This is a genomic window from Gilliamella sp. wkB72, from assembly GCF_001693745.1.
GTDB classification, from domain to species: domain Bacteria; phylum Pseudomonadota; class Gammaproteobacteria; order Enterobacterales; family Orbaceae; genus Gilliamella; species Gilliamella apicola_E.
Genome location: NZ_LZEI01000006.1, coordinates 546,300 through 561,352, shown reverse-complemented (window position 1 = coordinate 561,352; position 15,053 = coordinate 546,300). Strand labels below are relative to the sequence as shown.

Annotated in this window: 14 protein-coding genes; 7 read left to right on the top strand and 7 right to left on the bottom strand. The window is 34.3% G+C overall.

Annotated elements, in window-relative coordinates:
- Positions 1 to 3: 3 nt before the first annotated feature.
- The 6 genes from pheT to thrS all read right to left on the bottom strand — a co-directional run bounded on the left by pheT (position 4) and on the right by thrS (position 6,754).
- The gene (gene pheT, locus A9G07_RS03950; protein WP_065734109.1) at positions 4 to 2,391 is read right to left on the bottom strand and encodes a phenylalanine--tRNA ligase subunit beta; all 2,388 of its coding nucleotides are present in this window, start codon (positions 2,389 to 2,391) and stop codon (positions 4 to 6) included.
- A 16-nt stretch (positions 2,392 to 2,407) separates the two neighbouring features.
- Positions 2,408 to 3,391 (bottom strand): phenylalanine--tRNA ligase subunit alpha, encoded by a 984-nt coding sequence (gene pheS, locus A9G07_RS03945; protein ID WP_065734108.1) that lies wholly within the window; start codon positions 3,389 to 3,391, stop codon positions 2,408 to 2,410.
- Positions 3,392 to 3,595: 204 nt separating this feature from the next.
- Positions 3,596 to 3,949, bottom strand: a complete 354-nt coding sequence (gene rplT / locus A9G07_RS03940) for a 50S ribosomal protein L20 (protein WP_024496189.1) — start codon at positions 3,947 to 3,949, stop codon at positions 3,596 to 3,598.
- A 31-nt stretch (positions 3,950 to 3,980) separates the two neighbouring features.
- Entirely contained in the window at positions 3,981 to 4,178 is a 198-nt protein-coding gene (rpmI, locus tag A9G07_RS03935) for a 50S ribosomal protein L35 (protein ID WP_034882133.1), read from the bottom strand.
- Between the two features lie 83 nt (positions 4,179 to 4,261).
- Positions 4,262 to 4,801: a translation initiation factor IF-3 gene (gene infC, locus A9G07_RS03930; RefSeq protein ID WP_065562102.1), complete on the bottom strand. Its 540-nt coding sequence runs from the start codon at positions 4,799 to 4,801 to the stop codon at positions 4,262 to 4,264.
- A gap of 27 nt (positions 4,802 to 4,828) precedes the next feature.
- Positions 4,829 to 6,754 carry a threonine--tRNA ligase gene (thrS, locus tag A9G07_RS03925; RefSeq protein ID WP_065562103.1) on the bottom strand — a complete coding sequence of 642 codons (1,926 nt, stop codon included), beginning with the start codon at positions 6,752 to 6,754 and terminating at the stop codon, positions 4,829 to 4,831.
- A gap of 274 nt (positions 6,755 to 7,028) precedes the next feature.
- Here thrS and A9G07_RS03920 point away from each other — a divergent pair, with 274 nt between their 5' ends.
- Positions 7,029 to 7,754, top strand: coding sequence for a hypothetical protein (locus A9G07_RS03920; RefSeq protein WP_081303337.1), 726 nt, complete (start codon positions 7,029 to 7,031; stop codon positions 7,752 to 7,754).
- Positions 7,755 to 7,847: 93 nt separating this feature from the next.
- Here A9G07_RS03920 and recO read toward each other — a convergent pair whose 3' ends face one another.
- Positions 7,848 to 8,540 (bottom strand): DNA repair protein RecO, encoded by a 693-nt coding sequence (recO, locus tag A9G07_RS03915; protein ID WP_065734106.1) that lies wholly within the window; start codon positions 8,538 to 8,540, stop codon positions 7,848 to 7,850.
- Positions 8,541 to 8,690: 150 nt separating this feature from the next.
- Here recO and A9G07_RS03910 point away from each other — a divergent pair, with 150 nt between their 5' ends.
- From A9G07_RS03910 to A9G07_RS03885, 6 genes are all read left to right on the top strand, one after another.
- Positions 8,691 to 10,319 (top strand): Na+/H+ antiporter, encoded by a 1,629-nt coding sequence (locus A9G07_RS03910; RefSeq protein ID WP_065562106.1) that lies wholly within the window; start codon positions 8,691 to 8,693, stop codon positions 10,317 to 10,319.
- Positions 10,320 to 10,826, top strand: a complete 507-nt coding sequence (ubiT, locus tag A9G07_RS03905) for a ubiquinone anaerobic biosynthesis accessory factor UbiT (protein ID WP_065734105.1) — start codon at positions 10,320 to 10,322, stop codon at positions 10,824 to 10,826.
- 260 nt (positions 10,827 to 11,086) lie between these two features.
- On the top strand, positions 11,087 to 12,148 hold the full coding sequence (locus A9G07_RS03900; RefSeq protein WP_065734104.1) for an alpha/beta fold hydrolase: 1,062 nt from the start codon (positions 11,087 to 11,089) through the stop codon (positions 12,146 to 12,148).
- 232 nt (positions 12,149 to 12,380) lie between these two features.
- Positions 12,381 to 13,817, top strand: a complete 1,437-nt coding sequence (sbcB, locus tag A9G07_RS03895; RefSeq protein WP_065734103.1) for an exodeoxyribonuclease I — start codon at positions 12,381 to 12,383, stop codon at positions 13,815 to 13,817.
- Between the two features lie 106 nt (positions 13,818 to 13,923).
- Positions 13,924 to 14,367 carry a CidA/LrgA family protein gene (locus A9G07_RS03890; RefSeq protein WP_081303336.1) on the top strand — a complete coding sequence of 148 codons (444 nt, stop codon included), beginning with the start codon at positions 13,924 to 13,926 and terminating at the stop codon, positions 14,365 to 14,367.
- Entirely contained in the window at positions 14,364 to 15,053 is a 690-nt protein-coding gene (locus A9G07_RS03885) for a CidB/LrgB family autolysis modulator (protein ID WP_065734102.1), read from the top strand. The genes A9G07_RS03890 and A9G07_RS03885 overlap by 4 nt, the downstream gene beginning before the upstream one ends.

Below are 15,053 nucleotides of genomic sequence, written 5' to 3'. Positions count from 1 at the left end.
TTATTATTCTCTTAATAGGGCATTGAAACGGTTTTGTAAAGCAATAACACACTTGCTTACAATGTTTGTTATATCTTCTTCTTCTAGTGTACGTGATTTGTCTTGTAAAATCAAACTGATAGCAAGGCTTTTCTGATCTTTATCTATGTTTTCACCTTGATATACATCAAATAAATTAACTCTTACAAGTTGTTCACCACCAGCATGTTTACACTCAGAAATAATATCTGCTGCTGGTATTGTGTTAGATACAACTACAGCAATATCTCGCTTATTAGACGGATATTTAGATAACTCATGAGCAACTGGTACTCTTTTATCATTAATTTTATCTAAATTTATTTCAAAAACAAGCGTTTTACTATTTAAAGATAATTTTTTTTCAATTTCTGGATGTAAAACACCAAAATTACCAATAAGCTCGCCATTTAAGTAAATAGCAGCACTTTGTCCAGGATGTAATGCATCAAGCTCTGATTTCTGGTATACAATTTTTTCATTACAACCTAAAAGAGAAAATAGTAACTCTAAGTCCCCTTTCAAATCATAAAAATCAATATTTTGTTTAGGTAATGACCAATGCTCTTCATAAAGAGTGCCAGTAAGAACACCAGCAAGCATCAATTCCTGGCGAACACCAAATTCACATGAATCATCTGGAATAAAACGTAAGCCAGTTTCAAATAATCTCATCCGAGATTGTTGACGATTTTGATTATATATTACAGCATCTAATAACCCTGACCATAATGATAAACGCATAACAGACATTTCACTCGAAATAGGATTAGGTAATGTAATATGATGCTGCTCTGGGTGAAGAAGTTGTTGAATTTTAGGATCAACAAAACTATAAGTCACCGCCTCTTGATAACCTTTATCTACTAATAAATTTTTTACTCTAGACAAAGGGACTATATTTTCAGGTTTTGGCTTCATTACAGATTCTATTTTCAGATTCACATTAGGAATATTGTTATAGCCATAAATTCGAGCAACTTCTTCAATTAAATCCTCTTCGATTTGCAAATCAAATCGCCAACTTGGTGATTTAACAGTCCAAACATTTTCATTATAAGAAACTTCACAGCCCAATCTAACTAAAATGTCTGTAATTTTTTGAGTTTCAATTACATAACCTATAATTTGATCCACTTTATGTCTACGTAGTTGAATTGTAGCTTGAGAAGGAAGCTCTTTTTCGTTTGTAATTTCAGAGATAGGACCTACATCACCACCACAAATATCAACAATTAATTGAGTTGCTCTTTGCATAGCAGATAATTGTAAATAAGGATCAACACCACGTTCATAACGGTGAGAAGCTTCAGTGTGTAAACCATATTCACGAGCTTTACCAGTTATTGCCAATGGTGCAAAAAAAGCTGATTCAAGGAAGATATCTTTTGTGGAAGTTGTTACGCCAGATTTTTCTCCCCCCATAATACCAGCCATTGCTAATACTTTTTGATGATCGGCAATAACGAGTGTTTTATCGTTTAGTTTGACTTCATTCCCGTTTAATAAAACAAGTTTTTCATCTTGATGAGCATAACGAACAATAATTCCTGAATCGATTTGTGCCAAATCAAATGCGTGCATCGGATGACCTAATTCTAATAACACATAATTAGTAATATCGACAATGGCATCAATTGAGCGAATACCACCACGGCGTAATTTCTCTTTCATCCAAAGTGGTGTTGTTGCATTAACATCAATATTTTTTATTACTCGACCAAGATAACGTGGCGCAGCCTTAGGTTCATTTATTTCAATTGACACAGTATCAGCAATAGTTGCTGGAACACTTTCAATATTAAGTTGTTTCATTGGAATATTGTTAACTGCAGAGATATCTCGGGCAACACCAATGATACCAAAACAATCAGCCCGATTAGGCGTAACACTAATCTCAATCATAACATCATTAAGATTTAGATATTCTCGGATATCTTGCCCTAAAGGTGCATCATCAGGCAATTCAATAATGCCACTATGATCTTCAGATATTCCTAATTCAGAGTAAGAACAAAGCATACCTTCTGAAGGTTCACCACGTAATTTAGCGGCTTTAATTTTAAAATCACCTGGTAGAACAGCCCCAATTGTTGCACAAGCAACAGTTAAACCCTGACGACAATTTGGTGCACCACAAACAATATCCAGTAATTCAGGCTTGCCAATATCGACTTTAGTTACACGGAGCTTATCGGCATTAGGATGTTGTTTACACTCAACTACCCTTCCAACAACGACACCTGAAAAATCACCAGCAACTTTTTCAACATCATCGACTTCTAGTCCAGCCATGGTTAATTGATCGGCTAACATTTCGCTACTAATTTCTGGATTGATCCATTCACGTAGCCAACTTTCACTAAATTTCATGTTTTGATCTCCAGAATTAATTAAATTGTTTTAAAAAACGTAAATCATTTTCAAAGAAAGAACGCAAATCAGTGACACCGTAACGCAACATAGTTAACCTTTCAATTCCCATACCAAAGGCAAAACCATTATATATTTCAGGATCTATTCCAACATTACGTAATACATTAGGATGAACCATACCGCATCCTAAAACTTCTAACCATTTGCCATTCTTAGCCTTGATGTCCACTTCTGCTGAAGGTTCTGTAAATGGAAAATATGCAGGTCTAAATCTAATTTCCATATTATCCTCAAAAAAACAATGAAGAAAATCATGCAATAACCCCTTCAAATGGGTAAAACTTACATTTTTATCTATCAATAACCCTTCCATTTGGTGAAACATTGGCGTATGCGTTTGATCATAATCATTACGATAAGTTCTACCTGGAGCAATGATTCGGATTGGCGGTTTTTGATTTTCCATTGTTCTTATTTGAACTGTAGAAGTTTGTGTGCGTAATAAACGTTTTGCATCAAACCAAAATGTATCGTGATCAGCACGTGCAGGATGATGAGCAGGAATATTTAATGCATCAAAGTTATGATAATCGTCCTCGATTTCTGGTCCAGTCTCAACAACAAAGCCCAGTTCTCCAAAAAATTCAACTAAACGATTAATTGTCTTAGTAACTGGATGTAAACCACCTAATTCTAGCGACTTACCTGGTAATGTAATGTCAATTGTTTCATTTGCTAATTTTGCATTAAGAGCCTGACGCTCTAAAAAGTTACGCTTCTGATTTAATAACTCAACAACTTGTTGCTTAGCATCATTAATTTTCTGACCTACAGCGGGGCGTTCATCAGCGGGAACATCACGTAAAGAAGCCATCTGCATTGTAAAATAGCCTTTTTTACCAAAATATTCCACTCGAATTTGTTCTATGGTATTAATATCATTAGCATTTTCAATAGCGGATTTGGCATTGCTTACCAGTTCAACTAATTGAGACATACAGTTCTCCTGCTTATTGTTTATTACATAAAAAAAGCCTCTTCTGAGGCTTTTATAATTATTTTTCGTTTTTTATTTGCCTCACGAACGAATAGCATTATTGAAGCTAAAAAAGAAACGAAAAATAACTAAATTCATAATTAACTCTTAAATAATCTTTTTATAAAACATAAAAGCCGAGATAACTCGGCTCTTATAAAGCTATTAAAGTGCAGCTTTTGCTTTTTCAACTAATGCAGCGAATGCATTTTTATCAAATACTGCAATATCTGCAAGGATCTTACGATCGATTTCAATTGAAGCTTTCTTTAAACCGTTGATGAAACGACTATAAGAAAGACCACATTGACGAGCAGCAGCATTGATACGTACAATCCATAATTGACGGAATTGACGTTTACGTTGACGACGGTCACGATAAGCATATTGTCCTGCTTTAATTACTGCTTGGAAAGCAACACGATATACACGTGAACGAGCACCATAATACCCTTTTGCTTGTTTTAAAATTTTCTTGTGACGTGCACGAGCAATAACACCACGTTTAACACGAGCCATAAACTATATCCTCTAAAAAATTAATCAATAATTAAGCGTATGGAACACACGCCACTACTAAACCTAAATCGCCTTTTGACACAGTAGTCAAACCACGTAAATGACGTTTACGCTTAGTTGATTTTTTAGTTAGGATATGGCTCTTGTTAGCTTGTTTATGCTTAAAGCCACCAGAAGCTGTTTTTTTAAAGCGCTTTGCTGCGCCTCTTACAGTTTTAATTTTAGGCATTTTATAAATTTCCACTTCGCATTGTTAATAAAAATAAAATAATGGTGTAATTTTCAGAAACTAAAAATTAACTTGGAAAACCATTACTTTTTCTTCGGCGCTAACACCATAATCATTTGACGACCTTCAATCTTAGTTGGATAAGATTCAATAACCGCCAAATCAGCTAAGTCTTCTTTAATGCGGTCAAGCATTTCAATACCTAACTGTTGGTGAGCCATTTCACGTCCACGAAAACGCAACGTAACTTTGGCTTTATCGCCATCTTCAAGAAAGCGTATCAGGCTGCGGAGTTTTACCTGATAGTCGCCTTCGTCTGTACCAGGTCGGAATTTAATTTCCTTAACCTGAACAACCTTTTGCTTCTTCTTCTGTTCTTTTGTTGCTTTACTCTTTTCATAGAGGAATTTGCCATAATCCATAATTCGACAAACAGGTGGCTCTGCATTAGGACTTATTTCAACTAAATCCAACGTTGCTTCTTCAGCTTGTTTTAAAGCTTCATCTAAGCTAACAATACCGAGCTGTTCACCATCGACGCCGGTTAACCTCACCTCGCGAGCTGTAATCTCATCGTTAATTTTGTGCGCGCGTGTTGACTGAATTCGCTTACTGACTTTAATATCTCATTCCTCCAAAGTAATTTATCATTAATTCATCTGTTCTAATGAACGACTATGAATTTCATTAAGCAATAATTCTATAACATGTTTCACTTCAAAGCTACCAAGATCTTTACCTTGGCGTGTTCTAACTGAAATTGTTCCTGATTCCATTTCTTTGTCTCCACAAACAAACATGTAAGGAACACGTTTTAGAGTATGCTCACGAATTTTAAACCCTATTTTCTCATTTCTCAAGTCTGCTTTTGCTCTAATACCAACTTTTTGTAATTGGCTGGTTAATTGTTTCGCATAATCAGCTTGATTATCGGTAATATTGATAACGGCAACTTGTAATGGTGCTAACCAAGTTGGGAAGAATCCTGCACAATCTTCAGTCAAAATTCCCATAAAACGTTCCATCGAACCTAAAATCGCTCGGTGAATCATAACTGGAACATGACGTTCATTATCTTCACCTACATAAGTTGCATCTAATCTTTCTGGTAACATAAAGTCGAGTTGGACTGTACCACATTGCCATGCACGGCCTAAGCAATCATGAAGCGTAAATTCAATTTTTGGCCCATAAAATGCACCTTCGCCAGGTAAATACTCAAATTCAATACCATTTTCAGTTAAACATTCTGCTAAATCTTTCTCTGCTAAGTCCCAAGTTTCATCTTTACCAATGCGTTTTTCAGGACGAGTTGATAATTTAACAGTAATATCTTTGAAACCAAATGTGCTATACATGTCATAGACCATTTTGATACAGTTATTAACTTCACTGCGGATTTGGTTCTCAGTACAAAAGATATGTGCATCATCTTGGGTAAAACCGCGAACACGCATTAAACCATGTAATGAGCCTGACGGTTCGTTTCGGTGACAACTACCAAACTCAGCCATTCTTAGTGGTAAATCGCGATAAGATTTTAAACCTTGATTGAAAATTTGAACGTGCCCTGGGCAGTTCATCGGTTTAATACAGTATTCACGATTTTCAGATGAAGTAACAAACATCAACTCTTTATAGTTACCCCAATGACCTGTTTTTTCCCATAAAACCCGATCCATCATAAATGGACCTTTCACTTCTTGATAATCGTATTCTTTTAGTTTAGTGCGAACAAAAACCTCAAGTTCACGGAAAATAATCCAGCCATCGTTATGCCAAAACACCATACCTGGTGCTTCTTCCTGCATATGATACAAATCTAGCTGTTTACCAATTTTACGATGGTCTCGCTTAGCTGCTTCTTCTAAAAATTGTAAGTAACTATCAAGTTGTTTTTTATCAGCCCATGCTGTGCCATAAATACGTTGTAACATTTTATTATCACTATTACCCCGCCAATATGCTCCAGCAATTTTTTGTAATTTAAAATGATGGCAAAAACGCATATTCGGCACATGTGGCCCGCGGCACATGTCAATATATTCTTCATGGTGATAAAGTGCAGGAGTAGAATCTTTTGGAATATTTTCATCTAAAATAGCAATTTTATATGGTTCATGACGCTCCCAGAATACTTCTCTAGCACGTTCCCAACTTACTACTTCTTTTATAACTTCATAATCTTTCTTAGCCAATTCATGCATACGCTTTTCTAAAGCATCAAGATCTTCCTGAGTTAGAGAGTGATCTAAATCGACATCGTAATAAAAGCCGTTATCAATCGTTGGACCAATTGCCATTTGCGTATTTGGCCAAAGTTGTTTAATTGCATGTCCTAACAAATGAGCGCAAGAGTGACGAATTATTTCAAGCCCATCTTCATCTTTTGATGTAATAATAGATAAAGTTGAATCTTGCTCAATTAAATCACAAGCATCTTTACGTTCACCATTTACTCGCCCAGCAATACATGCTTTGGCAAGACCAGCTCCAATACTTTGAGCAACTTCTAAAACAGTAACAGGCTTATCAAATTGACGTTGACTTCCGTCAGGAAGAGTAATAATTGGCATAATAAATCCTTATAACAGTGGTGCGCCACACGAAAGCGCACATGCGTACATAAAAAATAGTTGTGTATACTACCACTTATCTTAAGGATTTTAAATAGAATATCGAGGGTTTATCACAGATTTTATTATAATAATTTAATAACACTTAATTAGTCATAATTAATTATAAATAGCTGAAATAAAACATAGCCAGTAAAAAAATATTATATATAATAACATAATGTATTAAGATAAATATGTTTAACTACATAATATATAAAGGAATATGAAAGTAATGCATACAAAATATTTTATCGCTATTTTATCTTTATTAACTTTAATTGTAACTGGATGCCAATCTCATCGTAATAGTGATGTTGCATCATCTAATACAGAAAGTGCTAATAAAAGCTTAGGGACTCAATGGGGAGATGGCATTGAATCGCATGTTCAACAAGTAAGTATGAAACGTACCGGTTTTTACCCTATTGATGTTATTACTATCAATTATTCAGCACATCAATATAATGGAAAAGCAATTTCAGAAGTTATGTTGAATAATGGTAGAGTTGGTATGACTTTCCTTGATGATCGTGGCAAAAAATGGCCATTAACTAAGCAAAATAACAACGTTAAGTTACAAGGTAAAGTAGGACAAAGCTACCGATTATTCTATCGTAATTACTCTTCTAATACCTATGAAATTGTAGCAACTATTGATGGATTAGACGTTATTAATGGTAAAGCTGGTTCATTATCAAACAATGGCTATATTTTAAGACCACATGACACACTTGTGATTGAAGGCTTCCGTAAAAGTAATAATGAAGTAGCTGCTTTTACTTTTTCTGACAGCTCTAGTGCTTATGCTAATCATAATAGTGAAGGTTCAGCAACAAATATAGGTGTAATAGGCACGGCAATATTTCAGTTAGAAGATAATAGTAGAAACTATCAAAAATTAAGTCCAAATGCTTTTCCTGCTGATAATGGTAATTATGCCAAACCTCCGGTTTATTAATTTATGATTAATCATCTTTCCGTCAACATTGTTGACGGAATAGATCTGATACATTTTACATAAAGTCCCTTTTAAATTAAGTTAAAAGACAAATTATATTTTTAAAAATAATTCTCTACTTTTAAATGGTTTTGCACCAACATAAGGTTTTAACGCCATCCTGGTAAAACGTTTTGCCGCTTTAAGTGTATCGATATTGTGAAATTGCCTTTTCCCTAAAGCTAAGACTTCTTCACCAGTGAAAGCGGTACTATTTTGTAACAAACTACAAATAAAACCTTTTTCTGAAATATATTGATAATGCATAGATTCAACAATATCGTCACCTGTTGCACTGCAATGAAAAAAATCAACGTGATAGCCCAAATTTTCAAGTAAGGCCAATTCAAATGCTCGTAACACGTTTTCAGCAGGAACTTGTTGGGCTAATTGTTGTATACTTGCTAGATAATCATCAAACAACGTAGTTATTTCGGTTTCGGCGACTAAAACACGGTGTAATAGTTCATTTAAATAAAAGGCGCTATATAAATAAACAGAAACAAGAGGTAAAGTAAGGGAAACAGCCTCAACTTGACGTAAAGTTTTTATTTCTCCATGACCTGAATATTGAACAATTAGTGGAGTAAAAGGTTGTAAAACACCTTTTAATGCAGAGCGTTTACGCCTAGCACCTTTTGCTAAAATGGTTATTTTCCCAACATTTTCAACGAATAAATCGACTAGCAAACTGCTTTCACTGTATGTTCTGGTATGTAATACAAATGCTCTTCGCCAATTTTCCATCTAACCTGCCCATCAATTAAATTATTACTTTTTTTGATCAATAATAGAGATTGCTTAAAATTTGAGTGATTTTATACAATTTTAACCTGAAATATTCTTAAAAATCCTATATAATAGATAACTATATATGGGATAACTAAAAGAGTAGCTATGGAACTATTTTCAACAATATTACTAATAGTATTAATTGTATCACTTTCTGGTGTCATTATAAAAATGTTACCAATACAGATCCCATTGCCTCTAATGCAAATACTACTAGGTAGTATTCTTGCCGCATTAGGTATTTATTTAGAGTTTAACTCAGACCTATTTCTTGTATTGTTCATTCCTCCTTTACTATTTGCTGATGGACGTAAAACTTCTGTAAAAGATTTTGTCCATAATGTACGAGAAATTGTAGGGCTAGCCTTGGTTCTAGTGGTTATATCAATTGTTGCTCTGGGTTACTTACTACATTGGATGCTACCAGATATTTCAATGCCAGCCGTATTTGCATTAGCAGCAGTATTATCACCTACCGATGCCGTCGCACTTAGTGGTATTGTCGGTAAAGGACGAATTGAAAAAGAGAAGATGGAAATCATTGAAGGTGAAGCCTTAATGAATGACGCTTCTGGCCTTGTTTCCTTAAAATTTGCACTTGCAATTGCAGCGGGTGCATTTGAATTCAACTTATTACAAATCAGTATATCCTTCTTTGTGGTTGCTTTAGGTGGATTAGCTGTTGGGGTGATATTCACTTGGTTATATGCTCGTATTTTGCGTAAAATAAACCAACTAACAAACAATGATCCCGCAATCCAAATCGTACTATTATTCTTACTACCATTTGCCGCTTATATCATTGCTGAAGAATGTCACTGTTCCGGTATTTTAGCTGCAGTAAGTGCTGGTATGACAGTTAACCACTCAGGAATGATGCGTAATGCACCTTTAACAACTCGCTTACAATCTGATAGTGCATGGTCAATGTTAACGTTCGTATTCAATGGATTTGTTTTTGTTCTATTAGGTATTCAGCTTCCAAGTATTTTAAAAAATACATTTGCTGAAAACCAAACCGATGCATCAATTGAATTATGGCAACTATGCTTAATTGTATTGTTTGTTTTTATAGTATTAATGGGCACTCGATTTGCTTGGCTTTGGGCTATGAAAAAAATGCCAACAATGCCATTTGGCACAAAGCGTCCATTAGCATTTAATTCATATACCACACGTGATTTATGGATATCTACTTTTGCTGGTGTCCGCGGAGCGATAACACTAGCCGGTGTATTATCTATTCCAATAACCATTGCGGGCAGATATCAACTAGTATTTATTGCTGCTGGTATTATATTAGTATCATTAATATCCGCTATTATCATGTTACCAATTTTATTACGAGGTAGTGTGATCTTGGATAACTCCGAACAAGACAACGAAATATTAACCGTAAAAGGACAAATGGCTGAAGAAGCTATCGTTAGTCTTGAAAAAATGCAAACTAGCCTTTTACAAGAAACGTCTGAAGAAGGCCTAGATCAAGAAATTATCCACGAAGTTGGTTCACGTGTTATAGGTTCATTAAGACGTCGAACTGGCTTAAAAGATTTAGAACAAAAAGCTCTTGAAGCTGAAAATCTAGAAAGACGTATGCGTTTAGTCGCAATTGGGGCGGAGCGCACCGCATTACTTCAAATGAAAGTTCGTGATGAAGTTAGTGAAGAAGTTTTCGAGCATCTAAATACCGATTTAGATATTTATGAGAAGATGATCTCTGGAGATGCGTAAATGATTGGCAATAAACACCAATTTCTAGGAAGAATTCATTCACAATTTGTCGATAAAGCGCCACAAATGTTGGGTATGACATTACAATGTATACCCTTTAGCCTTAAAAAAAGAGCTATTGAACAATTATTACAATTGCAATTCAAACATTCACTTGAAGATGGCGAGCTAGATTTTTTAGAAAATCGTTGGCTCAAAATCCAAGTTATCGATCTTCAATTAGTCTGGTTTGTCAGCTTAATTGATAACAAACTTGTGGTTAGCCGCGAAGAAATACCTGATGTAAGCTTCATCGGCAATGCCAATGACTTAATAATGATAGCAACTAGACGGCAAGATCCTGATACATTATTCTTTCAACGTCGACTCATTGTTGAAGGCGATACTGAATTAGGGCTCTATGTGAAAAACTTGATGGACTCGATTGAAATCGAAGCTATGCCAAGGTTCTTAAGATTAACTCTCGAAAAGCTAGCTGATATCATCGAAAGCGCACCCAAAGACTAAAAATTCTATTAAATAACTTCAAGAAAGGGAATTGATAATTCCCTTTTTACTAACTTAAAGAACTTTCCGTTTATACTTAAAATTCATATTCAAATTTAATTATTTAATGTAAATAAACGTATTTTTATTGGATGACTATCATTTAATAAATTATTATAGAAACTAACGTTGGAAAAAATTCATTCAACGTAAATATTACCTTCCTATCCTATCTCTTACACATATGATTCATAACGTAATTATGAAGGAGAGAGCCACATATGAATAATATAAAAAAAGCGCTACTATTTTTTATTTTTCTTGTTTTCGCATCGCAAGGATATTGTTCCGAGTTCTATAACCGAAAAGAAGGTGATTATATTATTGAAAAATTTAAATTTAATGATGGTAACACAATTCAAAATTTGAAAATTCATTATGTCACTATCGGCGACCCTAAAGGAAAGCCAGTATTAGTTTTACATGGCACAACTGGCAATGGAGATTCAATGCTTAATGACAGTTTTGGTCATGCCTTATTCGATAAAGGAATGCCGTTGGATGCTGAAAAATATTTCATAATATTGCCTGATGCTATTGGTACAGGTCAATCTTCGAAACCCTCTGACGGTTTGAAAGGAAACTTTCCTCATTATGATTATACCGACATGGTTAATGCTCAATACCTACTTTTGAAAAAAGGTTTAAATATAGATCATCTTGAACTTATTATTGGTAACTCGATGGGTGGAATGAATACATGGCAATGGGTAACTATGTATCCTAATTACATGAAAGCAGCAATTGCAATGGCAGCAACCCCTGCGCCAATGTCTAGTCGAAATTGGATAATGAGAAAGATGATCATTAATTCAATTAAAGACGATCCTGATTGGAATAATGGCTTTTATAGCAAACAACCTGAAAAATTCCAAACTGTTTATAATTATTACGATATCGCGACTAACGGAGGTGATATTGCCTGGCAAAATAACGCTTATAACACCCAGAAAACAGAAGAAATATTAGCAAATAAGTTAAAAGAACGAACAACAATGGACGCGAATGATTTTTTATATCAATGGGATGCTGCCAGAAACTTTGATCCAACAAAAGAGCTAACAAAAATTAAAGCATTTATGTTAGTTATCAATTCAGAAGATGATGAAAGAAATCCACCAAACACAGGTTTAATGGAAAAAGCCCTCAAGGATGTTGTTGCTGCTAAATATTATCTAATTCCAGCAAGTGTTAAGACCCGAGGCCATGGTACAACCATGAATGCTGAATTATGGATAGAAGAGTTAAAAATATTTCTAAAAGAACTCGATAATTATTACTAATTTAGGAGGATTAGAAAAGTGAATATATTATTATATTCACTTTTTTATTTGAGCTTATCTTCCAATAATTATATTTTATCCCACATTACTCTCATTAAATCTGATATAATATAAAATATATAACTATCGATATTTAGTTAATATTTTTCAATATCAGACTTAAATATCATCCTAAAGCCGATAAACAAAACAGCTTGATTTAATAAATTTAAATACAAAAAATTATAGAATAATGAAAAATAATTCACAGCAGATAACCTTTTATTTTCACGATTATGAAACTTTTGGCATAAATCCAGCTTTAGATCGCCCTGCTCAGTTTGCTGGTGTTCGAACTGACAGTGATTTTAATATTATTGAAGAACCTTTAGTCATCTATTGTCAAATAGCCCAAGATTATCTTCCCAATCCTGAAGCTGTGCTAATAACTGGAATAACGCCACAAAAAGCAAATCAACAAGGTATATGTGAAGCCGAATTCACCAAACAAATACATGAAGCATTTAGCCAACCTAACACGTGTATCTTAGGCTATAATAATATTCGTTTTGATGATGAAGTGACTCGCAACATCTTATACCGTAACTTTTATGACCCTTATGCTTATAGTTGGCGAAACGGTAATTCAAGATGGGACCTACTAGATGTCGTCCGAGCTTGTTATGCATTAAGACCGGAAGGGATTAATTGGCCAATAAATGAATCTGGTTTCCCTAGTTTTCGATTAGAAGATCTCACTAAAGCTAATAATATTAAACATGAACATGCGCATGATGCTATGTCTGATGTCTACGCCACCATTGCGATGGCAAAATTAATTAAGCAAGTACAACCAAAGTTATTCAATTACTTCTTCACACTACGTAATAAAAATAAAGTTGTCGAGCTTATCGATATTGCCAACATGACGCCAATAATTCACGTTTCTGGCATGTTAGGTAGTTATCGCGGTAACATGTCATTAGTTAGCCCTATTGCATGGCACGCAAATCAAAAAAATGCAGTGATTGTTTGTGATCTTACTGGAGATATCGATTCACTGATTAATTTACCAGTCGAAACTATTCGAGAGAAACTCTACACTAAAACTGAAGATCTTGATGTTGATGAACAACGTATCCCATTAAAACTAATTCATATTAACAAATGCCCAATCATTGCGCCATTGAGCACACTATTACCCGATAATGCAAAACGTTTCGATCTTGATAAACAAAAATGCTTAGAAAATCAACAAAAACTACTGGAAAATCAAAGTTTATTACAAAGTAAAATGCGTGAACTATTTGGCATGGATAATGAATACTCAAATAACAATAATGATGTCGATGCACAAATATATGCAGGCTTTTTAAATGGAAATGATTTATTAAATTGTGAAACGATTCGAACTACTCCCCCCCAATTATTAGATAGTTTATCGTTAACTTTTGATGATCCAAGATTAGCAAAATTACTGTTTCGTTATAAAGCTAGAAACTATCCAGAAACGTTAACTGAACAAGAGTTACGAATCTGGCAAGATCATTGTCGTGACAAACTAGATGCAACTAAAGTTCAAGATTATATGCAAACCCTTGAACAACTTGCTGAGATTTATATACAAAAACCTGAAAAGCTGGCATTACTAAAACAACTATATCAATATTGTCATTATTTAGTTGGATAATTAAATGTTACGGGCGTATCATATACGCCTGTTCAAAGTACAATGCCATCTCTTACTATAGAATTGGTAATCATAATTTAAGTTTTAAACAATTAGCATTTAATTTATGAAACACTTTTTAGCCAAACATGCAACCATTAAGCATCGACTTTATTCTTTATACTACACACTATTTAGCTACGGTCGAGGCTTGATTATCCTAACCATTTGCTTATGGGCAGGAAATGTCGTATCTGCAATCTTACCAATCATGATCCCTGGAAGTATTATTGGTTTATTGATTTTGTTCATTTTATTAACTTTTCAATTAATACCAACGTGTTGGATAAAAAATAGCTGTAATCTTTTCATGCGATACATGACGGTACTCTTTATTCCTGCGGCGATGGGGATAATGGATAATTATTCATTACTCTTAGATAATTGGATACCGATAATTTTTGCTAGTGTTGGTGGTTCAGTTATTGTCTTATATTTAACCGCTTTTTTAACTGAACATCTGCATAAAAAAGTCGTTAAAACCTCCGATAATAGGGAGAACCAATCATGATATGGATGCTACCATTAACCGTTTTGGTTTTTTTAATTATTAGAAGAATCTCATTTAAAATTAAAAATCCGTTATTTAACCCATTAGTCATTTCGGTTATTGTATTAATCCCTATTTTATTAATAACAAATACCGAGTATGTTGAATATATTAAAAACGTAAAAATTATTAACGATCTACTTCCTTACTCTGTCATTGCTTTGGCTTATCCTTTATATGAACTCATTCCACAAATAAAAGCCCGTTGGAAGTCAATCATGATTATCACCTTCACTGCCTCCATAGCGTCTATGGTAACCGGTGTGTTTATTGCATTATGGTTAGGGGGTAGTAAAGAAATTGCTGCATCAGTATTACCTAAATCAGTGACAACAGCCATCGCGGTCACCATCGCTGGTAATGAGGGTGGCGTTCAATCAATCGCTGCATTATGCGTAATACTTGTTGGAACACTAGGCGGTATTTTTGGTCATCAATTATTGAACGTTGCTAGAATAAAAACCCCTTCAGCAAGAGGATTATCAATTGGTGCAGTATCTCATGCTGTAGGTACAGCGCGTTGTATTGAAGTCAATTATAACGAAGGGGCTTATAGCTCCCTATCTCTAGTTTTATGTGGTATTATGACCTCATTAACAGCACCATTTTTATTCCCAATAATGGTATTTATTTTTGATTGGTTTTAG

Bases quoted from the DNA above. Each gene is read 5' to 3' on its own strand.
- thrS (WP_065562103.1), bottom strand. From the start codon at position 6,754: ATGCCAATTATTACTCTTCCTGACGGAAGTCAACGTCAATTTGATAAG.
- A9G07_RS03920 (WP_081303337.1), top strand. From the start codon at position 7,029: ATGCATACAAAATATTTTATCGCTATTTTATCTTTATTAACTTTAATT.
- ubiT (WP_065734105.1), top strand. From the start codon at position 10,320: ATGATTGGCAATAAACACCAATTTCTAGGAAGAATTCATTCACAATTT.
- A9G07_RS03900 (WP_065734104.1), top strand. From the start codon at position 11,087: ATGAATAATATAAAAAAAGCGCTACTATTTTTTATTTTTCTTGTTTTC.
- rpmI (WP_034882133.1), bottom strand. From the start codon at position 4,178: ATGCCTAAAATTAAAACTGTAAGAGGCGCAGCAAAGCGCTTTAAAAAA.
- A9G07_RS03890 (WP_081303336.1), top strand. From the start codon at position 13,924: ATGAAACACTTTTTAGCCAAACATGCAACCATTAAGCATCGACTTTAT.
- pheT (WP_065734109.1), bottom strand. From the start codon at position 2,391: ATGAAATTTAGTGAAAGTTGGCTACGTGAATGGATCAATCCAGAAATT.
- A9G07_RS03885 (WP_065734102.1), top strand. From the start codon at position 14,364: ATGATATGGATGCTACCATTAACCGTTTTGGTTTTTTTAATTATTAGA.
- sbcB (WP_065734103.1), top strand. From the start codon at position 12,381: ATGAAAAATAATTCACAGCAGATAACCTTTTATTTTCACGATTATGAA.
- rplT (WP_024496189.1), bottom strand. From the start codon at position 3,949: ATGGCTCGTGTTAAACGTGGTGTTATTGCTCGTGCACGTCACAAGAAA.
- A9G07_RS03910 (WP_065562106.1), top strand. From the start codon at position 8,691: ATGGAACTATTTTCAACAATATTACTAATAGTATTAATTGTATCACTT.
- recO (WP_065734106.1), bottom strand. From the start codon at position 8,540: ATGGAAAATTGGCGAAGAGCATTTGTATTACATACCAGAACATACAGT.
- pheS (WP_065734108.1), bottom strand. From the start codon at position 3,391: ATGTCTCAATTAGTTGAACTGGTAAGCAATGCCAAATCCGCTATTGAA.